Raw genomic sequence first — 21,195 nt, 5'->3', positions numbered from 1 at the left:
TCCAGGGCGCGGCCGAATCGCCCCGCCGCACCGCGTGCGCATCCAGGTCTGCACTGAGTCTGTGACGTCGCTTGCATAGTGCCAAATCGGCGAGTCGGCGGCGTCGCGCTGCCGCAGCCGCAAGTGAACTCGACGTTGGCGGTGCGGCGCGCGTTCGTGTCGGACCATGCAGATAACCTGACATCGTGCCCGCCAACCCGCCCTACGCCGCGTCCGACGTAGACCCAGCGGCGGTTCGGAAGTCTCGCGGCGCCTTCTACACGGATTCCGCCATCGCCAGGCACATCGCAGACTGGGCCGTCCGCAGCGCGGACGACATCATCTTCGAGCCATCGGCGGGCGAGGCCGCCTTTCTCACAGCCGCGGTCGGACGGCTCCGGGAACTCGGGGCCGAGTGTCCGACCGTACGCGGCGTCGAGATTCACGCTCCAGCGGCTTCCGCGGCCCGTCGGCTCATCGCAGACGCCGGCGGTCAGGCGCAGATCAGGGTGTCCGACTTCTTCCGGGTCGAGGCGACGGCGTCCATGGACGCCGTTATTGGCAATCCGCCCTTCGTGCGCTACCAGGAGTGGACAGGCGCGCAACGTGATCGAGCCCGCTTCGCTGCGCTGCAGCAGGGCGTCGGTCTCACCGGCCTTGCTTCTAGTTGGGCACCGTTCGTCGTGCACTCCGCAGCGCACCTCAAACCGGGCGGTCGGCTCGGCATGGTCCTGCCGGCAGAGTTGTTGACCGTCAACTATGCGGCTCCGGTGCGCCGCTTCCTGCTGGAGAACTTCGAGTCTGTCGAGCTCGTGGTATTCGACGAGCAGGTTTTTCCAGACGCCGAGGCCGACACCGTGCTGGTGAAGGCAGCTGGCTGGAAAGGTGCACCTGCGGGCCTCGCCACGCTCCGGCAGACCAGGAACGCCTCGACATTGGTCGAGCTGGAAGCCGGGACGACCTGGACGCCGACCAACCCCGCCGACCGGTGGCTGGCACAGCCGCTTCGCCGAGCCACGATGGACGCCCTCGACGGGGTGCTTGGCCATAGCTTCGGCACGCTCCAGGATCTGGGTGAGACCTCGCTGGGCGCGGTCACTGGCGCGAATCGCTATTTCGCGCTCTCACCGGAACGCGCCCGGCGCCTTGGTATCCCAATGCGCGACCTTGTCAAAATAAGCCCCCCGGGCAGCGCGCACCTCCGCGGCCTCTCGTTCACCGGCACGGCGCGTACACGCCTTGGACAGCGCGGTGAAGCAACTTGGCTCTTGTACCCAAGCAGCAAGCCCGCCGATGCGACGCTGCACTACATCGCAGAGGGCGAGCACACAGGGGTCAATGATGCCTACAAGTGCCGAGTGCGACGACCATGGTGGCGCGTACCGCTCCTGGACGTGCCCGACCTGCTCCTCACCTATATGAACGGCGACACAGTGCGCCTCACACACAACGCAGCGGGTGCTCGCCATCTCAACAGCGTGCATGGCGTGTATCTGCGTGGGGAAGTGCGCGAGATCGCGACGGACGTCCTGCCCATCGCGTCTCTGAACTCCGTCACGTTGCTGGGCGCGGAGCACTCGGGTCGCTCCTACGGCGGAGGCATTTTGAAGATGGAGCCACGCGAGGCGGATGGGTGGTGGATGCCGAGCGCGGCACTGCTACACAAGCACCATGCAGCGCTCGCGGCGCTCAAGCCGCGGGTCCAAAGGATGCTGCAGGCAAAGAACCTGCTCGGGGCCGTTGCGGCGGTCGACGGCGTGCTTCTGGACGGGCTGCTGACCGATCAAGCTCTAACCGCGATCCGAGCGGACCGGCACGATTGGATGAAACGGCGAGTAACGCGAGGTAAGAGTGGCTAAGAGTCAGGATTCGAGCGCTACGCAGGCGTGGGTGCTTTTCGACGAGGTGGTCGCTAGGGCCGCGCCCGGCGGCGAATACACCAATCCTTGGGTCGGGAAGGGCGTCTACAAGCCGGATCTTGCCGTGCTGGAGGATTTGCTCGGCTGTGTGCTGTCGGTAATCCCAGATCCGCTGGACACCCAGTCAGGGGTCGCCGCTCTGGCACTCGACGTATGGCTCGCATATGAGCTGCGGCGCGCCGGGTTCGAGCGGGAGAATGTTTGGCCTCGAGCTACGCGTCCGCGGGTAATTCCACCGGACATTTCCGTCCTGCTGAACGGGCTTCCACAAAGCAAGGAGGCGCCCGAGCTTCGACGTCGCCTGGAAGGGGCACGCCCACCCAAGGGAGTCGTCAGCGCTACCGCGAACATCCTCGGACGCAACTACATCAAGCAAGTGGACGTAGTCATGAGTTCATGGGCAACTGGTCCCGAGATCCTGATTTCGACAAAGCGCATGGACGCGGCTTATGGCAAGAATGCCGCGAACCGCATCGAAGAGGCTAACGGGGACGCGAAGAACCTGAGAGGGCGTCACCCATTGGCTGCGCTCGGGTTCGTCTTCGGGCTGAGTGCTGCGGCGTTCGAGGAAGATCCGAACTCCGCCCACTGGATCGTGGACCAGCTCGAGAAGCTGAACGACGAAAGCGACGCCTACGAGGCCGTGAGCCTGATCGTGCCGAAGTACACCATTCCTCCCTCGGTGCTTAACGAGCGGGAGCGCAAGAGGAAGGCTCGGTCAGCCGCCCGCGCCGGACTCCCTCTTGAAGATCAGCAGGAGACTGAAGCGCTCGTAGAGCCCGGTGCCGACGCTGCAGGCATCGAAGCTGTTCCGTCACCAGTTCCTGACCTCGATGCGAGGCTGCGTAGCCTCCCGAAGGTCAAAGTCGATGAATCCCACGTGCCCGAGCGCCTGCGCCCGGCGACATTTCTTGCGGAGATCGTCACGTTTGTCTTGAAATCGACGCCGATCACTATGCATCGCGAGGCTCGCGTCCGCGGAGGTTGGCGCTACATCGACGCCGACGCTGAAATGGGTTAGTTTCTCGACTTTCCCATCAACATCTCGCTACGTCGCTCCCACGGCTTGAGCACACTCACGCATTCACACCCTCGTAATACCGAGTCGCGCGCCATAACTGCAATACGCTCGGCGGGTGGCACGACGAGGCGTTGGGTGGGTGTGGCCCACCCTCAATGCGGCGTTGCCGATCCTCGGGAGTTTCGCTGCTGCCCAATTCCTTTCGTGGGGGCTACGCGACAAGACGGGGATCAGCGGTTGGCTGTTCCTCGCCAGCGGCACCTGCCTGCTCGTCGCCGTAGGGATCACGATTGCCGGCAAGATCGTTGAGTATCGCCGCGGCGTCACGGCGGATAGGGCCAAACGTGGACTGCTCGTGAAGCTGCGTGACGAGTACATGAAGTGGGCGTCGACCACCGCTGAGATGGCTCGGCAAGTGCACGAGAGGCGGAGCGCGTATCTGGCTCAGGTAGCCGACAGCGCCGCCACCTCCTTGCGCTCCGTCGTTGCCGACCACGTGTCGCGTCCGAGAGCTGTGGTCTACCTGCTGAACCCCGACGACCAGCCGTACCGGATGGAACCAATCGGTCGAAGCGGTCGCGGAGAGAAGCCCAAACCTTTCATCGCCGGCACCCCCCGCGGAGACGCAGCACTAGAGTTCATCGAGAAGCGCACCACTGCGCACTACTCGGATCTGGACAACCGCAAGAATCCCCGACCCGACGGTTACGACGGCACGATGGCCGGCTACAAGACGTTCGTCGCAGCTCCCATCTGGACCGAGACCGGCGTCTACGGCATGGTCACCCTCGATGCTCCGCGGGCCAAGTCGTTCGATGACGGCGACGTCGCACTCGTCGAGCTGACGGCAGAGATGATGGCAATCGCGTTCGAGATCGGCCAGGACGACAACGCTCCGGATCCCAAAGAAATGTCCTGATGCTTGTCACAGGTGTGATCTACACTGAGCCCATGGCGAAGGACAAGTGGAAAATCGTCAAGACATCCGGCGGCTACGGCGTACTGAAGAGCAACGCTGGCGCGAAGGTTTCGAAGTTGACCATTGTGCGTCCCCGCACGACGGAGGCGCCGCGCGCCGGCAGGCTCCGTACCAAGACCGCCCGCTGAAGTTCGCTTAGCTGGCCGTCGATACTGCACGGCGCACCGTTCGCTCCGAGACGCCGAAGATCGCAGCGACCTCGTTGGTCGGACGGCCCTCGCCACGCATGCGGACCACCTCCCGACGCTTAGCATCACTAAGCGCCGCGGGCCTGCCGCCCACACGGCCCCGCGCGCGGGCTGAGGCAAGGCCTTCACGAGTCCTGATCCGGAGTGTCTCCAGTTCCATTTCTGCGACCGCAGCGAGCAGAGTAACGAGCAGCGTGGCCATGGGGCTGCCGTCGAAAACCATCGCCGGCTGGAGGCACCGCACCACGATGCCTCGGCCGTTAAGCTCACGCAGCAGCGATAGCACCTCGACTGTGCGGCGCCCGAGCCGGGACAGCTCGGCAACCAGCACCTCGTCACCGTCCCGGACCCGCAACAGGAGTTCGGCGAGCCCGTCGCGGACTGCGGCATCTCCACTGACGCCGTGCTCGATGACGATGTCGATTTCAGCGACACCCGCAGCGCAGAGCGCGTCTACCTGGCGGTCGAGGGCCTGGCGGTCGAGCGAGGTGCGCGCGAAACCGAAAGAACGACAAGTCATGTTCCCGTCATGCGCGGCGGTCACAAACGTACGTCACTCACGTCCGGTCAAGACGTGCGTTTGTGGCCTATAGCTCCCCGCGGATCGAGGCGAGGCACATCGGCAACCTGCGGCGGACATCGCCGCCGGCCTCAAACCATCGTTTGTGCCACGTTGGTCTGCGGAACTGCAGTCTTGCTCCGCTGGGGCCAGTCAGACCAAAACGCACACGGTCGACCCTCGCTCCGAGCCGTCTACTGGATCCTCACCCACTCGCCGCAGCCACCCTCGACACTGAGCGAGAAGTCCGAAGCAACAACCGTGACCTGCGCCTGGCTCGCCGCCGGGATGAAGTTGTTGTCGATGGTTTCGCCTGCGGCGTCGAGGCGCGCCCAGTAGCAATTCTCGATGTTGCCGGCGGCCTGGAACGTTCCGGGTTGGATGTCGCTACCCACCAGGTATACGCCTGTACCCCAGAACCTCAACCCTTGCGCTCGCTCCTGCTCAATCTGCTGCGCGAGTACCGAGCGAGCACGGATCTCACCTGCGCCTGGAAAGTCGGGGCAGAGAATCAGCATTCCAGCGATCTCAGCCTCTTGTTCCGGACTTACCGGACCATTCGTGACGTAAAATCCGTTCGTTTTCGCACATAGCGCGTAGAGGTACTTGAGTTCACCCGTGCCGCTGTACCCGGCTGCCCCGAGCGCGGCGCTTTGCTCAGAGGTCAGGTCTGATCCCCCAGCCCGCTCGGCGTCGCAGTGATCGAATGGCTTGCCCGTTGCCCACGACTGTTCGAACGAGGTGAAGAACATCTCGACCTGAGCGTCAGCAGGACTCGACCCAACCTTGGTGGGGTCATACAGCGTGGGGTCCTCGTACCTGCAGCGGATATTGAAGGTCACCGGCTTGAGCGCAGGTGGTGTGGCACTTGGCGAGGCGGCCGGCGAAGCATCCGGCGAGTGGCTGCTCGTCGGACTGCTCGTCGGGCTGCTCGTCGGGCGCGGTTCAGCTGTGCCGGGTGAAGCGCACCCTCCCAGCAAAGCGATTCCCGCCAGGGCCAAACCGAGCGCTTTAAATCTCCCCATGCGCAACATCATTGCGTAGAAAAGCGCCAGGACGCACCCCTTTGAGCCATGACCGCCGCGCCGGAAGGTTTGCGGTTGAGGCACTTCCACCTGCTCCAACAACAGAGCAGGCAGCGTGGTCTCGAGATGATCGCGGTGCTGCGGGATCAAGATGCCGACATCGAGGCGAGACGGGCAGAAGCTCCGCACAAGCTGAAGCAGGACCCGTGCGCGCACGGGTCCTGCTTCTCATCTATCTGCCGCCGGGGCACCGGCCCAGGTGGTCAACTCAGGATGCTGAGTGCCTTTGACACGAGCCTCAGCGATTCGTCGAAAACTCGCACGTCGAGACCGTAACCCACCACCAGTACAACGAGAGCGCACAGGGCAAGGCGCCCACCGACCGGGCGAGAACCTGTCTTTAGTTTCGTCTCGGCAGCGGCCCAGAACTGGTCTGCGGTTCGCCAGATGTCTGCGTCAGGCACGATATACCGCGACGGATTTTCCACGCCGAGTTCGGTCGCGACATTGATGATGAGATTGACCTCAACGGGGGTGAGAAAGGTTGCCATATGAGTGCTTTCTACTCGGGGGAAGGTGGAACTGAATGGGTTTCTTCTTTCCCTATGCGCGGTGTCCAGATGATTCGGTCCTTTGACCGCCATAGCCGACGCCGACCGCCGGCCGGCGGAGCTGCAGCGGGAATGCCCCTGGCCTCCGCCAGACACGGGATCTACATGATTCGGCACGGACCCCCGACGCGAGACCACTTCGGGATCAGGCCGGGAGGCTGTCACAAGCGGGTGCGGTTTGCGCGGGGTCGGCCCGGTCGTCCCCCCGGCGACCGGGCCGGCGTGCTCTCGGACGCAGAAGTTGCTCACTGATTGTGAGCGGGCGGAGAACTCGCTCCCTACTCACCATCTATGCGCGGTGACCCGCGGAAGCGAGCCCCACTTGGACGGACCTGCAATCTAGCCGTGTCGATATCTATAGACGAGGGCGACCGTCTGTCCCGCGGCGTAGAACCCGCCGGGCCGCACGGGCGAGGACGTCGCTGGTCGGCAGCTCGGTCGCGAGCCATGTACTCCGCATGTTGCGGTTGACGCGGCGTCCGGCCGCCGTCAGTCGCCACCCAGTTCGAGTCCGACGCAACTGCGCGAAGGTCGCATGTGGGACGCCCCGGTACGAGGCGGCGAAGTGGCGCTCGGAGCTGCTGACCTCAATCCGAATACCTATCCGTTCGGCCTGAGTCAGGCCTATCGCATCGAACGTACGCTCAGCCTCGTTCGCGGCAGCAACCACCTGCTCGGCGGTGAGGAGGCGGGTGCGGCACCGCGTCTGCGATAAGTCGAGCACCACCTGAATAACGGTGATGTCATCCATGGGAATGTTGATTCGGTCGGCCACGGGGGGTCCTTCTGGTGGGGAGGGAATGTGAATTCGACGGGGGTCCGTCGGTGCCCCTATGCGCTGCGGCTCGAACATCCGCCAAACGTCCCCATCCTGCGGGGCACCGGAAGGGCTGGGCGGGGTAGGAACCGACGGTGACTTGAATCGCAGTGGCTCGCGCCTTCACAAGTTCTGCGGTGAACGTAAACTCGCCCGCGTCGCAACAAACCGGAATCTCCGGATCGTTGGCCCTCATCTCGCAGCAATCAGCTGTTGCGCGACGGAATCGGGCGCGGCGAGCCGAATCCCAGTCTTCTTCGCGCCAAACGCCGCCGATGCAAGTCCGAGAACCGAGCCCACCAGTGAAGTGATGGCGCTTTGACTTGAGTGCCCTGCTCTCGCAGGATTGCGCGGCCTGTCGTTGGGAGTCGTTGACTAACTCTGTTCGTCACCAGCACGGCTACCGCGGGTTGCCCCTAGGGATCTGTCGTTGAGGAACGCGAGCGAGTTACTCTTTCGCCTGCCGCCGGCACTTCTCTTTTGCATTCGTGCCCACGTAGAAACAGGGGGGTAGTCGTGGGGCCTCCACGACCCGTGGATGGGCCAAATACAGACGTCCAGAGATGCCGTTTCCTCCCGAGAGCGGCATGTATTCCTCGCGCTGATACGGGCTTTTTATCCCCGGTGCCCTCCGTACAAGCGAAGGTGCGCAGTCAACTGATGTCGGGGAGATCCCCTCCGCTCCGTGCGCCGTACGCTGGCTTCATGATGCACCCCCCTCCGAGGTTGGCGGTTCATCCCTTTGCCGATCTACTCCCCCGCATGGCGCCGCAGGAGTTTGACGAGCTGGTGGCTGATATCGAACGCTATGGCCAGCGAGAAGCTGCCACGGTTTGGACCGACTCCGCCGACGTCCAATGGCTACTCGACGGACGTCACCGCGCAGACGCTGCTCACCTGTTGGGCCGCGAGCTTCGTGTAAGCCATTTCGAAGGATCAGAAGAGGACGCTCGCTCGCTCGTGCTGAGCTTGAATATACGTCGAAGACACCTTTCAGCCTCGGCTCGAGCCCTGGCTGCTGGCGCTCTCGCACGACGGACAAGAGGGGGAGTCAGTGGCGTTCGGGAGCAAGCGGCAGGATTGCCGATTCCACCCACTCACCAGCAAGCAGCGGAAATAGCAGGAATCTCCGAGCGTCTGGTGCGGGATGGATCGCTTGTCGTGGCGAGCGGTGCTGATGAAGTCATCCAGGCGGTCGCGCGTGGCGAACTCAGTGTGACCGCGGCCGCTTCATTGATACGCAGGAGCCAGCGGGACCGACAAGCGGCTGCTGCCCTATACCTCGCTCATCGGCGATCATCAGCCTCGGATGTGTGGCTCACACCCCAATGGGTGATCGAACGCGCGGTTGCCTGCCTCGGCGGAATAGACGGCGATGTCGCTGCGGAGCCTGAACGAGGCGTTCCGGCTCGGTGGTGGATCACTGCTGAGGATGACGCGCTTAGTGCGCCGTCATGGGCAAACGCTGACGGCTCGCCTTCTCGAATCTGGCTCAACCCGCCTTACGGCCAAGGGGGCCGAGGCCCTGGCGAGTGGACTCGCCGGCTCGTCGCTGAGTGGCATCTCGGTAACGTCCGCTCCGCTCTTGTGCTGCTCCCCGCGCGCCCCGGTGCCCGCTGGCAGCAGGAACTCGCCCCCTTTCCCCGCGTCGAGTTCTCCGACCACTTGGAGTTCGCGCCCGGTGTCGGCAACCCCGCGGTTGAGGGCTGGGCTGCTGACAAGCGCAATCAGGCTCCGTTCGCGAGCATTCTCCTCGGAGTTGGACTTGCTGCCTCAGAGCTTCACGAGCACTTCGGCGATGTCGGCGTTGTCTACACCGCCTATCTTCCACATCGAGATCCGCGCCACGAGTAGCCGAGCTGTTGAGGAATCGCAGGTGGCGGAGTTCGCCAGCAGTTGAGCAAAGGTGACTGCCGACTATTGAGCCCCGTAATTCCGGGGTAGAACGACACGCAGCGCAGTTGAGACGGTGAATTTCAGTCTCCGTCTTGTGGCGTTGTTCTCGTTCTTCACACCAAGGGCCGGGGCGTCGGGCAGATCTCACCAAGTGGAGGATCACTGCGGGATCACCCGCGGTGACGCGTGTTTACGGTCCTTAATACCCGCAGTCGAGTGGACCGACTGCGAAAGAACTTCGCCGCTACGCTTCCGATGCGCCTCCGGCCGGGAGCTTGACCTCCTAGCGTCATGGCCGCCCCAGTCGCCGAGGCTGCCGCTGGCCAGAGGAAGCCTCCGTCGACCCTTGAGTCGAGGCGGTCCCGCACATGCGACGAGGGACCCTCTGCTGACGCGCCAAACACTCGGGGTTGTGCCTCCGACGGGATCACGATGACTTCGCGCATAGAGGGCTCAGACTCCCGCCGAGACGCTCGGCAAATAGGGAAGTCCATCCGCCCCATCGCCCGAGCAACCGGGCACTCCCCCACCTGCGCCGGCCACGACAGCCTGCGCTATCTGACTGAAGGAGCCACCCTGTGGACTACTTGCTGCCGTACACCGACGAACCACCGACGCTTGACGAACCGCCTTTCCCTGATCCTGCTGGGATTCTCCGGGTCGATGCCCCCGCGAGCGATGAGAGCCCTGGGCGGCGCTCGCAGCCGGCTGGATACCCGGCCCCCGCTTGGGCTCGGTGTGACCAGTGGAACGGCTTCCCGGCAGCCGCACCCTTGTTGTCTCCCGCTTTGGTCGTCGCGCAGCTACACGCCGCCGCCGTACCCGCACAGTGCACCGCTGATGGTGGCGTCACTGTTGCGCTTGGCGAGGGCTTGGTCGCTCTCCGGCTACCGACGACCCTTCCCGACTGGCAAATAGACGCATCCGAAGAAACCGGCTGCAGGGAGCTCCTCAACCGTGTTGCCTGGGTCGAGCGCGTCGGAGACGTGTTCTATCTCTTGATGCGGATATCGAATCCCGAACTATTGGCAGCCCACGCGACCGTTCGCGACGGCGTACCCGTCGCCGAGCTGCACACCATTGGAGACCTGCCGCTAGAGAACGTCGCCCGCGGGGTGCGCGGAGAGGTGACCGTACTGACCGACGAAGAGGCGTTGCGGCTCGGGGACTTCTTGGATTGGGCATCGGAATCAACTACCGCACCCCGGCCTCAAGCCATTGACCTGCGTCGCCTGACGCGCAACGCGGCCCGCGTCCGCAACTCCTACAATCGCCAGCATCCCGAAGTCAGCATTCGGGATGGTGTGGTCCACCGCGCGTTTGACTTGCTGGACCCGAATGCCGAGAGGGCCGCAACACTTCTCCTCAGCGAAGGCGATGTCGTGGTCCCCAGCGGGTTCCTGCGCGCCTCCACGATCACCAAGGTGGTTATCGACGAAGCCGTCGACCACGTCGTGCGCCGCATTGTTGAGGTCCTTGTCGGCGCCGTCCAACAAGCAGATGAGACACTCCCCCTCGTGCTCGCGGAGCCCGGCGCGAAGGGCGCTCCTGCTCGCCTTCTCAGCGTCACTCCCTCGGGTGAAGTCGTTCGCTGGGACACGGGGACAGAGCTGCACACTCTCGTCCTTCTAGCGGTCCAACCGATGACGCGGGCAGGCGAAGCACTACGCCACCAGAGCGGCATACCCACCACCCTCCTCGGCCGCATCGCCCTCGAACTGCGCGCAGCCGCGCACCCGGTTGAGCACATCGTCTTTGAGCCAACACTCATCGGTGAATCTGTCATCGACACACCGGGATATCACCGAACTGAGCGCGCAGTCCTCACGATGCCTCACCGTGAACGTCGTCTGTGGGCCGCAACCTACGCAGTCCCCGACCGACCATCAACCGAGCAAGCGCAAACCTCGTTTGACTTCCTCGACGGCGAACTGTGCAGTGACTTTCCCTGGGCTGAGGAACGCGACCGCGCACGCATGATGGCTGCGCTCCTGACCGGAGTAGCCCGCGCGGCGCTCAGAAACAGCCCCGGGTTCCTGTGGGATGCAAACGAAATCGGTACGGGCAAGACGCAGGCCGCCGCGTGTGTCCGCCTGCTCGCTCAGGGATCCAAGAACGCTGCCGGATGGAGTCTCGGGCGGGGCCAGGATGAAGAATCGCAGAAGCGGCTCGCCAGCGCGCTTCTCAGCAGAAGCACGCGGTTCTGGCACTGCGACGAGGTTCGCGGCCCCATCAACAGCCCATTCGTTGGAGAAATCATCACTGCCGGGGACGGTGCCACCACGATCCGGGAGCTCGGCGGGAACCGCGAGGTCGTCGTCCGAGGCGTGTTTGTCTCAGCGTGTGGTAACAATGTTCGAATTGCTGACGACCACGCCCGACGGTGGTTCACGATGCGTATGGAGAAGCCACTCCTCCAGATGGCAACTGGGGGAAGGTACAAACACCCAGACCTTGAGGCTTACATCGTCGCGAACCGGCCCGCGCTCGTGGCCGCTGCCCACACGATAGTCCTTCGCGGCATCCAGCAGGGCCCCGCCTATCCGGTCCCCGCGCTCGGGTTTGGCCCGTCTTGGTCGCAGCGCATCCTCGGCGCGCTCACTTGGGTGAAGGCGAACGGCGAAACCGTCGCCGCCCACGCCCTCCGGGGCTGGGAAAAGGACGTGGCAGGCGCCGACCATGACTCCGAGCAATGGGGTGACGCACTCGCCTACGCCTGGGCACACCTGACGGGCCCCGTCTCGGCCAGCGAGTTCGCCCGCGTCACACTAACCTGCGACGGAGAACTCGGAATTCCGGAAGACCTTCTCGCCGTGAATCGACGTCAACTCGGAACCAGGTGGTCCCGTGAGCTCAAGGGCCTTCGCGGGAAGAAACTCATCGTCGGTGACCGCGTCTACCGCGTCATCGCGGAGGTGTCGAACGGTCGCTGGCAATTCGACGTCGAAGCGTATGACCTCGAATCCTTGCTCGACCACCGTACGGAACCACGTCCCCGCGACCCCCTCACGAGTGCTGAGCGAAGCCGCTTCAACGCGGCCATGGTCGGGAGCAGCTACTAATGACTCAGCTCACTCAGTTCACTAGCGGTCAGTTCATCGCGTGGCTGCAAGCCGCGCGACGGCCCCACGTCGGCTTGCTGCGCGGCGATCTCTTCACCATCGACTCGGCGTGGGATGCCGACCTTCGCACCCATGGCGGCCTCCTCCATTCCATCTGGAGCGAACACGGTGGGAAGCGATTGGTGTGGACCGAGGAAGGGTGTGCCACGGAACTCATCCGTCGCAGCGGGACTCCCGGCTGGGAGTGGGTCCGTAGCACTGCCACCGCGTGGCGCGTACGGCACAGCGCGAAGGGTGCCGCAATGCCGGATTCCATCGCGGAGGCACTCGCGGACGTGTTGTCGGATATACCGGCCGCTCGATACGCCCTCGAAGCCACCCGCCTGGAAGCGATTCTGGCGGCATCAACGGCACGTGGCATCCGAGTCGATCTGAAGGCCCTCCAACATACCCATGCAGACATGCAACGCATTCAGAAGCAATTGCGAGACACCTTGGGTTTCGACCCGCTCCTCGAAGACAACGCCGCGCCGACGCTGGCCTGGCTCTCCCAGCACGGCATCGACGTGCCAAGCATCCATAGCGATGACTGGGGCGCACGAACGACGTCCGGCCAGCCGCTGGCAACCGAAGCTGAGCGGGTGTATGAGCAAGTGCTGTATCTCCGGCGCCGATTCCCGAAGGTGCGCGAGCTCGTAGCGCAGGTGAAGCGCTCGACCCTCCACTCCAGGTTCGAACCGTTCGCGCAGGTGAGTGGGCGAATATCCTCCACCAGGCCGGCACTCAATAACATCGCGGCAGACCTCCGACACCTCCTAGTCGCGCGACCCGGACACGCACTCGTCACCGCGGACTTCGATGGCATCGAGCCCAGGATCCTCGCCGCACTGAGCGGAGATTCCATCCTCGCCGAGCACCTTGCCAGCGGTGATCCCTACGCCGACGCGGCCGAACGAGCGGGGTTCGGCCGGACGACGCACCGCAGGGCCTTCAAGGTGGTGATGATCTCCACGATGTACGGCGCCGGGGTGGGGCGGACAGCGCGGCAGCTCGGGGTTTCGCTTGAAGAGGCTAGAAGGGTGCGGGCTGCGCTCTGGCAACCGTATCCGCGCGCGCAAGCCTGGCTCCGGGAGGAGTCAGGACTCCAGGGAGCCACTCTCGACAGCGGTCGCCCACTCGGCGTGGTCGAACGTCCCTACGCGCGTCCGAACTTGCTCATCCAGTCGACGGCGTACGACGTCTTCCAGGGGGCCGCGTTACGGGTGCACGACTGCCTGCCGGCTCACTCCCACATTTGGATGCCGTTGCACGACGAGCTGATCCTCGAAACTCCGCACCGCTCGGTCGAGGCGGTCAAGGAGGTGCTCGGTTCGCTCATGCCAACCGAGTTCAGGGGCGTTCAGATCACCGCATTACCGGTGGAACTCGGCCCGGCTTGGAAGAAGATCTGACGCCCACGCGACGAAGCCCCAGGTCGCTCACCCACCCCTGAGGACGTGCGAGTGTGTCGCCGCCGCGCATTGCAACTGCATGACACGAATCCCCACAGCTCTCACTCTTGCCGCGCTCGGCGCCGTTTGCTAACAGGGTGCACGTCGAGCACGGGCGACCCCATGCTCGACGCTGCGAACACCTGGTTACGCACGGGCGACACGGGTACTGGCTGCCCGGACGTGTGGGCTCCCCAGTCACCGATGGCGGTGACATCGACGCCCATAGCGCCGCGTACGACTTCACCGCGACGGACCGCGCGGAGGCGTGGTCCGTGTACGCAACCGACACAGCCGGCCGTGAAGTCGTGGTCAACATCCAAGTTAAGGACGACGGCAGCATCTGCGTCTCTACGGCAACCGCCGTGGAATGAACCTCGAACGCCACCGACCGATCCAGCGCGGACACCGCGCTGCTGACGGGGCGCCAGAAGACTGCGCCAGCGCTGATCCTCTGCTATCCCCCGAGAATCGCAGGCCCGTCGAACTTCGGCATCTGATGTCCCGGCACGACGAACTCGATATGGCCGCAGACCACGCACCCCCAACCGCCCACCACGTTGCGCATGACAACGTCGCAGTGATGAGGCTGTGCCGCCAATTCAAGGCCGTCGGGCTCCATGGCGAGATATTAGCCCGCGGCGCAGGCTGTTGATCACAAGCGGCTGACGCAGCCCGCGCGCGAGGTTTGAACCCCGCGAACGCATGCTTGAATTGGCCTCGTGCCTCGTCCTTCGCGCCCGATCCCGCTCGGGTCCCAGATCGGGATCATCTTCCCGGTCCGCTCTGGAAGGACCTGGCGCGCGGTTGCCGAAGTGACGCCTCCGGGTGGCGACCGCTTTCAGGTCAGTAAGAGCGCTGCCAGCTATGACGAAGCACGCGCCAAGCTTGAGCGCGCAATCGCTACCGTCGCCGCTACCCAGCGCCGCTGGACTGTAGCTGAGCTCGCGGATGCCTGGGCAGCTTTTCAGCAGGGACCGAATGCCTCAGTCACGGACAGCACTCGTCTGCAGTACCTCGACATGTGGGAACGGAAGATCAAGACCTTTACCCCCGAGTTCAGCCGTGTTCCGCTCGGCGAGCGGGAGCCCGCATCCGTCACTCGCCAGGAACTCTTCGAGTGCGTCCACGCGGCCGGCTCGAGCGCACGGTACGTGGTGAACGCGCTCAGGGCGCTGTGGAAGTTTGCCGCCAACCGCGGCGTCGTCACTGAGAATGTGACCCTTGGTGGTTTCCAACTCAAGGGGCGGAAGCCCCAGCCGAAACCACTCGATCTCCAGACAATCGACCGAATCGAAACGCATCTCGCATCGCTCGAACGCCGCGGCCGACGGACCGACACGATGCTGCTGCTGGACGTCTGGGTACTCCTGCGCGCCAGCGGCGCCCGAATCGGTGAGGCACTTGCTCTCAAGGTCGGTGATATCGACTTCGACGCTGCCCAGGTACACCTTGCGGAGCAGCATGTAGCAAAGGTGAGCAGCCCGAACGGACGTGTCACAGACGGAATCACGCCGGGCGGCAAGACGCCCGCGAGTACACGCACCGTGGTCGTTCCGCGGCGGGCTCTCGACGGTCTGAAGATTCGCTGCGTCGACATGACCGGCGACCCCGCCGACTGGACGATGCGGGACCGAGGCGACTTTGTGTTCCGGACAGACCGCGGCAAGTTCGTGTCGCCCTCATCGTTTCGTTCCCGCCTTGGGCGCGAGTTGACGAAGCTGGATCTTGACCGCACGGTCACGCCCCACGATCTTCGCGACACTGTCGCGACCGCCATCGTAAAGGCGCTCACCGAAAAACACGGGCTTAGCGCTGGCCTCACTGAGGCGGCGCGGGTCCTCGGCCACAACGGCATCGGTCCTGCCCTGCTCGCATACGTCGAGAAGGCGGCTACGGTCGTGGACCACGTCGCGATCCTTGAAGGCCTCGACCCCCAGGTCCGCCGGGAACGAGCTCGTCAGCGCGGCCTGGAGGACATCGCACAGTCCTTCTTCGGGGCAGCCGTGACTCGCCTGAGCGCCGACAGCTTCGAACTGTCAGTACTGAAGGAGCACCTGCTCGCCGCAGAGAGCGCGGTAAGTGAGCTCGACTTCACGGTACTGGTCACCGAACTCGACCCCGACCACATCAGCTACTGACTTACGTGTTGCTGGCGGATGCGGAGCACCTTCGGCCCGTGCACTTGAATTCAGCTTGATTAGCTGAGGATTTGCCGGTAACCGAAACCAAAAAATCCCCGGCGCACCGGGGATTTTCGTGGAGCCTAGGAGATTCGAACTCCTGACATCCTGCTTGCAAAGCAGGCGCTCTACCAACTGAGCTAAGGCCCCGGGGCTGTGGTGGGGCTACCAGGACTTGAACCTGGGACCTCTTCATTATCAGTGAAGCGCTCTAACCGCCTGAGCTATAGCCCCCTGCGCCGATTCGCATCGGCAACCTCCAAGACTTTACCCGACGCGACCCGGTTTCACGAAACCGGCGACGCGCCGGGCGAGTCAGTTGGAGGTGAACCCGACGAGCAGCCCGCCGGTGATCTTCACCATGAGGTTGTAGATGCCCGCGACGACGGCACCGAGCACCGTCACCACGATGAGGTTGAGGATGGCCACGATCGCCGCGAACGCCATCACCTGGGGGAGCCCCAGGAAGGACGTGAGCGACCCCGTGCCGTCGGTGAAGGCCATGAACAGCTCGTCGACCTTGGCCAGCAGGGTCGTGGCCTCCAGGATCATGTAGACCAGGAAGATCGACACCACGGTCACCACGGCCAGCGCCACCGCCGCCAGGAACGACAGCTTCACCGCGGACCAGAAGTCCACGTAGACCAGCCGCAGGCGCACCTGCTTGGAGCTGGTCTTGCTTGAGGACTTCTTGGCCAGCTTGTCGGCTACCGTACTCATGCGTCAGTACTCTCTTCCGGGATCTCGGGGGAGGTGGTCCCGTCTGCGGGCTCCGTGGCCGGTGCGTCGGTATCTGCTGCTGCGGCATCCGCATCAGCTGCGGCGCTCTCTGCCAGGCCGCGCTCACCGTTACGGGCGATCGCGAGGATGCGATCCTCGTCGTCCGGTCGTGCGAAGACGACGCCCATCGTGTCACGGCCCTTGGCAGGCACCTCGGCCACGGCAGAGCGTACCACCTTGCCACTGGCAAGAACCACCAAGACCTCGTCGTCCTCGCCGACGATCAGGCCGCCCGCGAGGACGCCGCGATCCTCATTGAGTTTGGCCACCTTGATGCCCAAACCGCCACGTCCCTGGACGCGGTACTCGCTGAGTCGGGTGCGCTTGGCGTACCCGCCTTCGGTCACGACGAAGACGTAGCCGTCGTCGTGGGCGACGGAGGCCGACAGCAGGCTGTCGTCGCCGCGGAACGACATTCCCTTGACGCCCTCGGTGGACCGGCCCATCGGGCGCAGCGACTCGTCGGTGGCGGTGAAGCGCAGCGACATGCCGTGGCGGGAGATGAGCAGCACGTCGTCGGTCTCGTCGACGAGCAGGGCGCTGACGACCTCGTCGTCCTCGCGCAGGCGGATCGCGATGATCCCGCCCTGGCGGTTGGTGTCGTACTCGGTCAGCCTGGTCTTCTTCACCAGGCCGCCACGGGTGGCCAGCACCAGGTAGGTGGCCGCGGTGTAGTCGCGGATGTCGAGGATCTGCGCGATCTCCTCATCCGGCTGCAGCGCCAGCAGGTTGGCCACGTGCTGGCCCTTGGCGTCGCGCCCTGCTTCGGGGACTTCGTATCCCTTGGAGCGGTAGACCCTGCCCTTGGTGGTGAAGAACAACAGCCAGTGGTGGGTCGTGGTGACGAAGAAGTGCTCCACGACGTCATCGGCACGCAGCTGGGCGCCCTTGACACCCTTGCCGCCGCGGTGCTGCGAGCGGTAGTTGTCGCTGCGGGTGCGCTTGATGTAGCCGGCACGCGTGACGGTGACGACCATCTCCTCCTCGGGGATCAGGTCCTCGATCGACATGTCGCCGTCGTAGCCCTGCAGGATGTGGGTGCGCCGTTCGTCGCCGAACTTGTCGACGATGCCGGTGAGCTCGTCGCGGATGATCTCGCGCTGACGCAGCGGGCTGCCGAGGATGTCGATGTAATCCGTGATCTTCAGCTGCAGCGCTTCGGCCTCGTCGATGATCTTCTGGCGCTCGAGAGCGGCCAGTCGGCGCAGCTGCATCGACAGGATGGCATCCGCCTGGTCGCCGTCGATCTCGAGCAGCACCTTCAGGCCCTCGCGCGCCTCGTCCGCGCTCGGCGAGCGGCGGATGAGAGCGATGACGTCATCCAGCGCGTCGAGCGCCTTGAGGTAGCCGCGCAGGATGTGCATGCGCTTCTCGGCCTCGCGCAGGCGGTACTGCGTGCGTCGCACGATGACCTCGACCTGGTGGTCGATCCAGTGCGAGACGAAGCCGTCCAGCGGCAGCGTCCGCGGCACGCCGTCCACGATGGCGAGCATGTTCGCGCCGAAGTTCTCCTGCAGCTGGGTGTGCTTGTACAGGTTGTTCAGCACGACCTTGGCCACGGCGTCGCGCTTGAGCACGATCACCAGGCGCTGGCCGGTGCGGTCGCTGGTCTCGTCGCGGATGTCGGCGATGCCGGTGAGCTTGCCGTCGCGGGCGAGGTCGCGGATCTTCGCCGCGACGTTGTCGGGGTTGACCTGGTAGGGCAACTCGGTGATGACCAGGCAGTTGCGGCCCTGGAGTTCCTCGACGCTGACGACGGCGCGCATCGTGATGGAGCCGCGTCCGGTGCGCTGCGCGTCGCGGATGCCGCGGGTGCCGAGGATCTGCGCACCGGTGGGGAAGTCGGGGCCGGGGATGCGCTGCATGAGCGCTTCGAGCAGCTCTTCGCGGGACGCATCCGGGTTCTCCAGCGCCCACAGGGCACCGGATGCCACTTCACGCAGGTTGTGCGGCGGGATGTTGGTGGCCATGCCGACCGCGATACCCACCGAGCCGTTCACCAGCAGGTTCGGGAACCGCGCCGGCAGCACCGAGGGCTCCTGGGTGCGGCCGTCGTAGTTGTCCTCGAAGTCGACGGTCTCCTCGTCGATGTCGCGGACCATCTCCAGCGCCAGCTGGGCCATCTTGGTCTCGGTGTACCGGGGGGCGGCGGCACCCATGTTGCCGGGAGATCCGAAGTTGCCCTGGCCGTCGGCCAGCGGGTAGCGCAGCGACCACGGCTGCACCAGTCGCACCAGCGCGTCGTAGATCGCGGTGTCACCGTGCGGGTGGTACTGACCCATCACCTCACCCACGACGCGGGCGCACTTGGAGAAGGCCTTGTCGGGGCGGTATCCGCCGTCGTACATGCCGTAGATCACCCGGCGGTGCACGGGCTTGAGCCCATCGCGCACGTCCGGCAGTGCCCGACCGACGATGACACTCATCGCGTAGTCGAGATAGCTGCGCTGCATCTCGACCTGGAGGTCGACCTGGTCGATGTTGCCGTGCTCGTACCCGGGAGTCGGGTCGGGGCGCTGGTCGTCAGTCATGTTCTCTCAGTTCCGGTTCGCTCGTGCAGCGCAGCTCAGATGTCCAGGAAGCGCACGTCTTTGGCGTTGCGCTGGATGAACCCGCGCCGCGCCTCGACGTCCTCGCCCATGAGCACCGAGAAGATCTCGTCCGCGGCGGCCGCGTCGTCGATCGTCACCTGACGGAGGGTGCGCGTCTGCGGGTCCATCGTGGTCTCCCACAGTTCCTTGGCGTTCATCTCGCCCAGACCCTTGTAGCGCTGCACGCCGTTGTCCTTGGGGATGCGCTTGCCGGAGGCCAGCCCTTCGGTCATCAGCGCGTCGCGCTCACGGTCGCTGTAGACGTACTCGTGGTCGGAGTTGGACCACTTGAGCCGGTACAGCGGCGGCTGAGCGAGGTAGACGAACCCGGCCTCGATGAGTCCGCGCATGTACCGGAACAGCATCGTCAGCAGCAGCGTGGTGATGTGCTGCCCGTCGACGTCGGCATCGGCCATCAGCACGATCTTGTGGTACCGCGCCTTCTCCACCGCGAAGTCCTCGCCGATGCCGGTACCGAACGCGGAGATCATCGCCTGGATCTCGTTGTTGCCCAGCGCCCGGTCCAGCCGCGCCTTCTCGACGTTGAGGATCTTGCCTCGCAGCGACAGGATCGCCTGGCGTTCGGGGTCGCGGCCGCTGACGGCCGAGCCGCCGGCGGAGTCGCCCTCCACGAGGAAGATCTCGCTGATCGACGGATCCTTGCTCGAGCAGTCCTTGAGCTTGTCGGGCATGGATGCCGACTCGAAGACGCTCTTGCGTCGTGCTGTCTCGCGCGCCTTGCGGGCCGCGAGCCGCGCCGTGGCGGCGTCGACGGCCTTGCCGATGACGCGCTTGGCCTGCCCGGGGTTGCGGTCGAGCCAATCGGTGAGCTTGTCGCCGACGACCTTCTGCACGAACGCCTTGGCTTCGGTGTTGCCCAGCTTGGTCTTGGTCTGGCCCTCGAACTGGGGTTCGGACAGCTTCACCGACAGCACGGCGGTGAGCCCCTCGCGGATGTCCTCGCCGGTGAGGTTGTCGTCCTTCTCCTTGAGCAGGTTCTGGGCGCGCGCGTACTTGTTCACCAGCGTCGTCAGCGCGGCGCGGAAGCCCTCTTCGTGCGTGCCGCCCTCGTGCGTGTTGATCGTGTTGGCGAACGTGAAGACGTTCTCGGTGTAGCTCGTGGTCCACTGCATGGCCAGCTCGAGCGAGATGTGGCGGACGGTGTCTTCGGATTCGATCTCGATGATCTCGTCGTTGACGACCTCGGCCTTGCGCACCTTGTTGAGGTACTCGACGTAGTCGACCAGGCCCCGCTCGTAGTGGAAGTCGTCGTGCGGGCGGCGCTCCTCCGAGGTGCCGTCCGGCTGGTCGACCACGTAGGCGGACTCGGGGCGCTCGTCGCTCAGCGTGATGCGCAGCCCCTTGTTGAGGAACGCGGTCTGCTGGAAGCGGGTGCGCAGCGTGTCGTAGTCGAAGTGGACCGACTCGAAGATCGTCTCGTCGGGCCAGAACTCGATGGTCGTGCCGGTCTCGGAGGTCTCCTCCATCATCGCCAGCGGCGCCTGCGGCACACCACCGGTGGCGTAGGACTGCCGCCACGCGTGACCCTGACGCCGCACCTCGACCTCGAGGCGGCTGGACAGCGCGTTGACGACTGATGAGCCGACGCCGTGCAGGCCACCGGAGACGGCGTAACCGCCGCCGCCGAACTTGCCACCGGCGTGCAGCACGGTCAGCACGACCTCGACGGTCGACTTGCCCTCGGTGCGGTGGATGTCCACCGGAATGCCGCGACCGTTGTCCACCACGCGGATTCCGCCGTCGGCGAGGATCGTGACGTGGATCGTGTCGCAGTACCCGGCCAGAGCCTCGTCGACGGAGTTGTCGACGATCTCGTAGACCAGGTGGTGAAGACCCCGCTCACCGGTCGAGCCGATGTACATGCCGGGACGCTTGCGTACCGCCTCGAGCCCTTCGAGTACCTGGATCTCATCCGCCCCGTACTCGGCGTGCGTGGCCGGCGCCGCGTGAGATTCGGGTTCTTCGGAAACGCTGTCGGGGTTGTCAGGCGTCATAGGTTTCGAGCGCTCCACATCGATCGTGCGTGAGCGTCCAGTCTACTGGGTTTCACTCACCGAACGGGGCATAAACGGCC

The 21,195-nt window shown here is 64.7% G+C and carries 15 protein-coding genes and 2 tRNA genes; 8 read left to right on the top strand and 9 right to left on the bottom strand.

From position 1 onward, the window contains the following. Positions 1 to 185: 185 nt before the first annotated feature. From NQ151_RS11350 to NQ151_RS11335, 4 genes are all read left to right on the top strand, one after another. Complete coding sequence (locus tag NQ151_RS11350) at positions 186 to 1,838, top strand: Eco57I restriction-modification methylase domain-containing protein (protein WP_257528147.1); 1,653 nt, start codon at positions 186 to 188, stop codon at positions 1,836 to 1,838. Between the two features lie 31 nt (positions 1,839 to 1,869). After that, complete coding sequence (locus tag NQ151_RS11345; RefSeq protein WP_257528146.1) at positions 1,870 to 2,919, top strand: hypothetical protein; 1,050 nt, start codon at positions 1,870 to 1,872, stop codon at positions 2,917 to 2,919. A 139-nt stretch (positions 2,920 to 3,058) separates the two neighbouring features. Continuing rightward, positions 3,059 to 3,838: a GAF domain-containing protein gene (locus NQ151_RS11340; RefSeq protein ID WP_257528145.1), complete on the top strand. Its 780-nt coding sequence runs from the start codon at positions 3,059 to 3,061 to the stop codon at positions 3,836 to 3,838. A gap of 32 nt (positions 3,839 to 3,870) precedes the next feature. Next, entirely contained in the window at positions 3,871 to 4,026 is a 156-nt protein-coding gene (locus NQ151_RS11335) for a hypothetical protein (protein ID WP_257528144.1), read from the top strand. 7 nt (positions 4,027 to 4,033) lie between these two features. On the opposite strand, the gene NQ151_RS11330 is transcribed toward NQ151_RS11335, so the two are convergent. The 4 genes from NQ151_RS11330 to NQ151_RS11315 form a co-directional block, all read right to left on the bottom strand. Then, positions 4,034 to 4,630, bottom strand: coding sequence for a recombinase family protein (locus tag NQ151_RS11330; RefSeq protein ID WP_257528143.1), 597 nt, complete (start codon positions 4,628 to 4,630; stop codon positions 4,034 to 4,036). 209 nt (positions 4,631 to 4,839) lie between these two features. Continuing rightward, entirely contained in the window at positions 4,840 to 5,886 is a 1,047-nt protein-coding gene (locus NQ151_RS11325; RefSeq protein ID WP_257528142.1) for an Rv1352/Rv1906c domain-containing protein, read from the bottom strand. Positions 5,887 to 5,933: 47 nt separating this feature from the next. Beyond that, complete coding sequence (locus NQ151_RS11320; protein ID WP_257528141.1) at positions 5,934 to 6,221, bottom strand: hypothetical protein; 288 nt, start codon at positions 6,219 to 6,221, stop codon at positions 5,934 to 5,936. 415 nt (positions 6,222 to 6,636) lie between these two features. Beyond that, complete coding sequence (locus NQ151_RS11315) at positions 6,637 to 7,056, bottom strand: hypothetical protein (RefSeq protein ID WP_257528140.1); 420 nt, start codon at positions 7,054 to 7,056, stop codon at positions 6,637 to 6,639. A gap of 702 nt (positions 7,057 to 7,758) precedes the next feature. Between NQ151_RS11315 and NQ151_RS16770 the strand changes: the two genes are divergently transcribed. From NQ151_RS16770 to NQ151_RS11300, 4 genes are all read left to right on the top strand, one after another. After that, positions 7,759 to 8,952 carry a DNA N-6-adenine-methyltransferase gene (locus tag NQ151_RS16770; RefSeq protein ID WP_353477573.1) on the top strand — a complete coding sequence of 398 codons (1,194 nt, stop codon included), beginning with the start codon at positions 7,759 to 7,761 and terminating at the stop codon, positions 8,950 to 8,952. Between the two features lie 620 nt (positions 8,953 to 9,572). Then, complete coding sequence (locus tag NQ151_RS11310) at positions 9,573 to 12,056, top strand: hypothetical protein (protein WP_257528139.1); 2,484 nt, start codon at positions 9,573 to 9,575, stop codon at positions 12,054 to 12,056. Further along, positions 12,056 to 13,507: a DNA polymerase gene (locus NQ151_RS11305; protein WP_257528138.1), complete on the top strand. Its 1,452-nt coding sequence runs from the start codon at positions 12,056 to 12,058 to the stop codon at positions 13,505 to 13,507. Before NQ151_RS11310 ends, NQ151_RS11305 begins: the two co-directional genes overlap by 1 nt. Before the next feature lie 761 nt (positions 13,508 to 14,268). Then, positions 14,269 to 15,687 (top strand): tyrosine-type recombinase/integrase, encoded by a 1,419-nt coding sequence (locus NQ151_RS11300; RefSeq protein ID WP_257528137.1) that lies wholly within the window; start codon positions 14,269 to 14,271, stop codon positions 15,685 to 15,687. A gap of 119 nt (positions 15,688 to 15,806) precedes the next feature. Here the strand turns inward: NQ151_RS11300 and NQ151_RS11295 are convergent. The 5 genes from NQ151_RS11295 to gyrB all read right to left on the bottom strand — a co-directional run bounded on the left by NQ151_RS11295 (position 15,807) and on the right by gyrB (position 21,115). After that, positions 15,807 to 15,879 (bottom strand) — tRNA-Ala (locus NQ151_RS11295). Between the two features lie 7 nt (positions 15,880 to 15,886). Further along, positions 15,887 to 15,963 (bottom strand) — tRNA-Ile (locus tag NQ151_RS11290). A gap of 81 nt (positions 15,964 to 16,044) precedes the next feature. After that, complete coding sequence (locus NQ151_RS11285) at positions 16,045 to 16,449, bottom strand: DUF3566 domain-containing protein (protein WP_257507228.1); 405 nt, start codon at positions 16,447 to 16,449, stop codon at positions 16,045 to 16,047. Further along, positions 16,446 to 19,040 carry a DNA gyrase subunit A gene (gene gyrA / locus NQ151_RS11280; RefSeq protein ID WP_257507229.1) on the bottom strand — a complete coding sequence of 865 codons (2,595 nt, stop codon included), beginning with the start codon at positions 19,038 to 19,040 and terminating at the stop codon, positions 16,446 to 16,448. The genes NQ151_RS11285 and gyrA overlap by 4 nt, the downstream gene beginning before the upstream one ends. Before the next feature lie 35 nt (positions 19,041 to 19,075). Beyond that, complete coding sequence (gene gyrB / locus NQ151_RS11275) at positions 19,076 to 21,115, bottom strand: DNA topoisomerase (ATP-hydrolyzing) subunit B (protein WP_257507230.1); 2,040 nt, start codon at positions 21,113 to 21,115, stop codon at positions 19,076 to 19,078. Between the last annotated feature and the right edge of the window lie 80 nt (positions 21,116 to 21,195).

The sequence above is a fragment of the Microbacterium sp. zg-YB36 genome (genome assembly GCF_024623575.2).
Taxonomy (GTDB): domain Bacteria; phylum Actinomycetota; class Actinomycetes; order Actinomycetales; family Microbacteriaceae; genus Microbacterium.
Note: the sequence above shows the minus strand (reverse complement) of the source record. Positions and strands in the feature narration are given on the sequence as shown.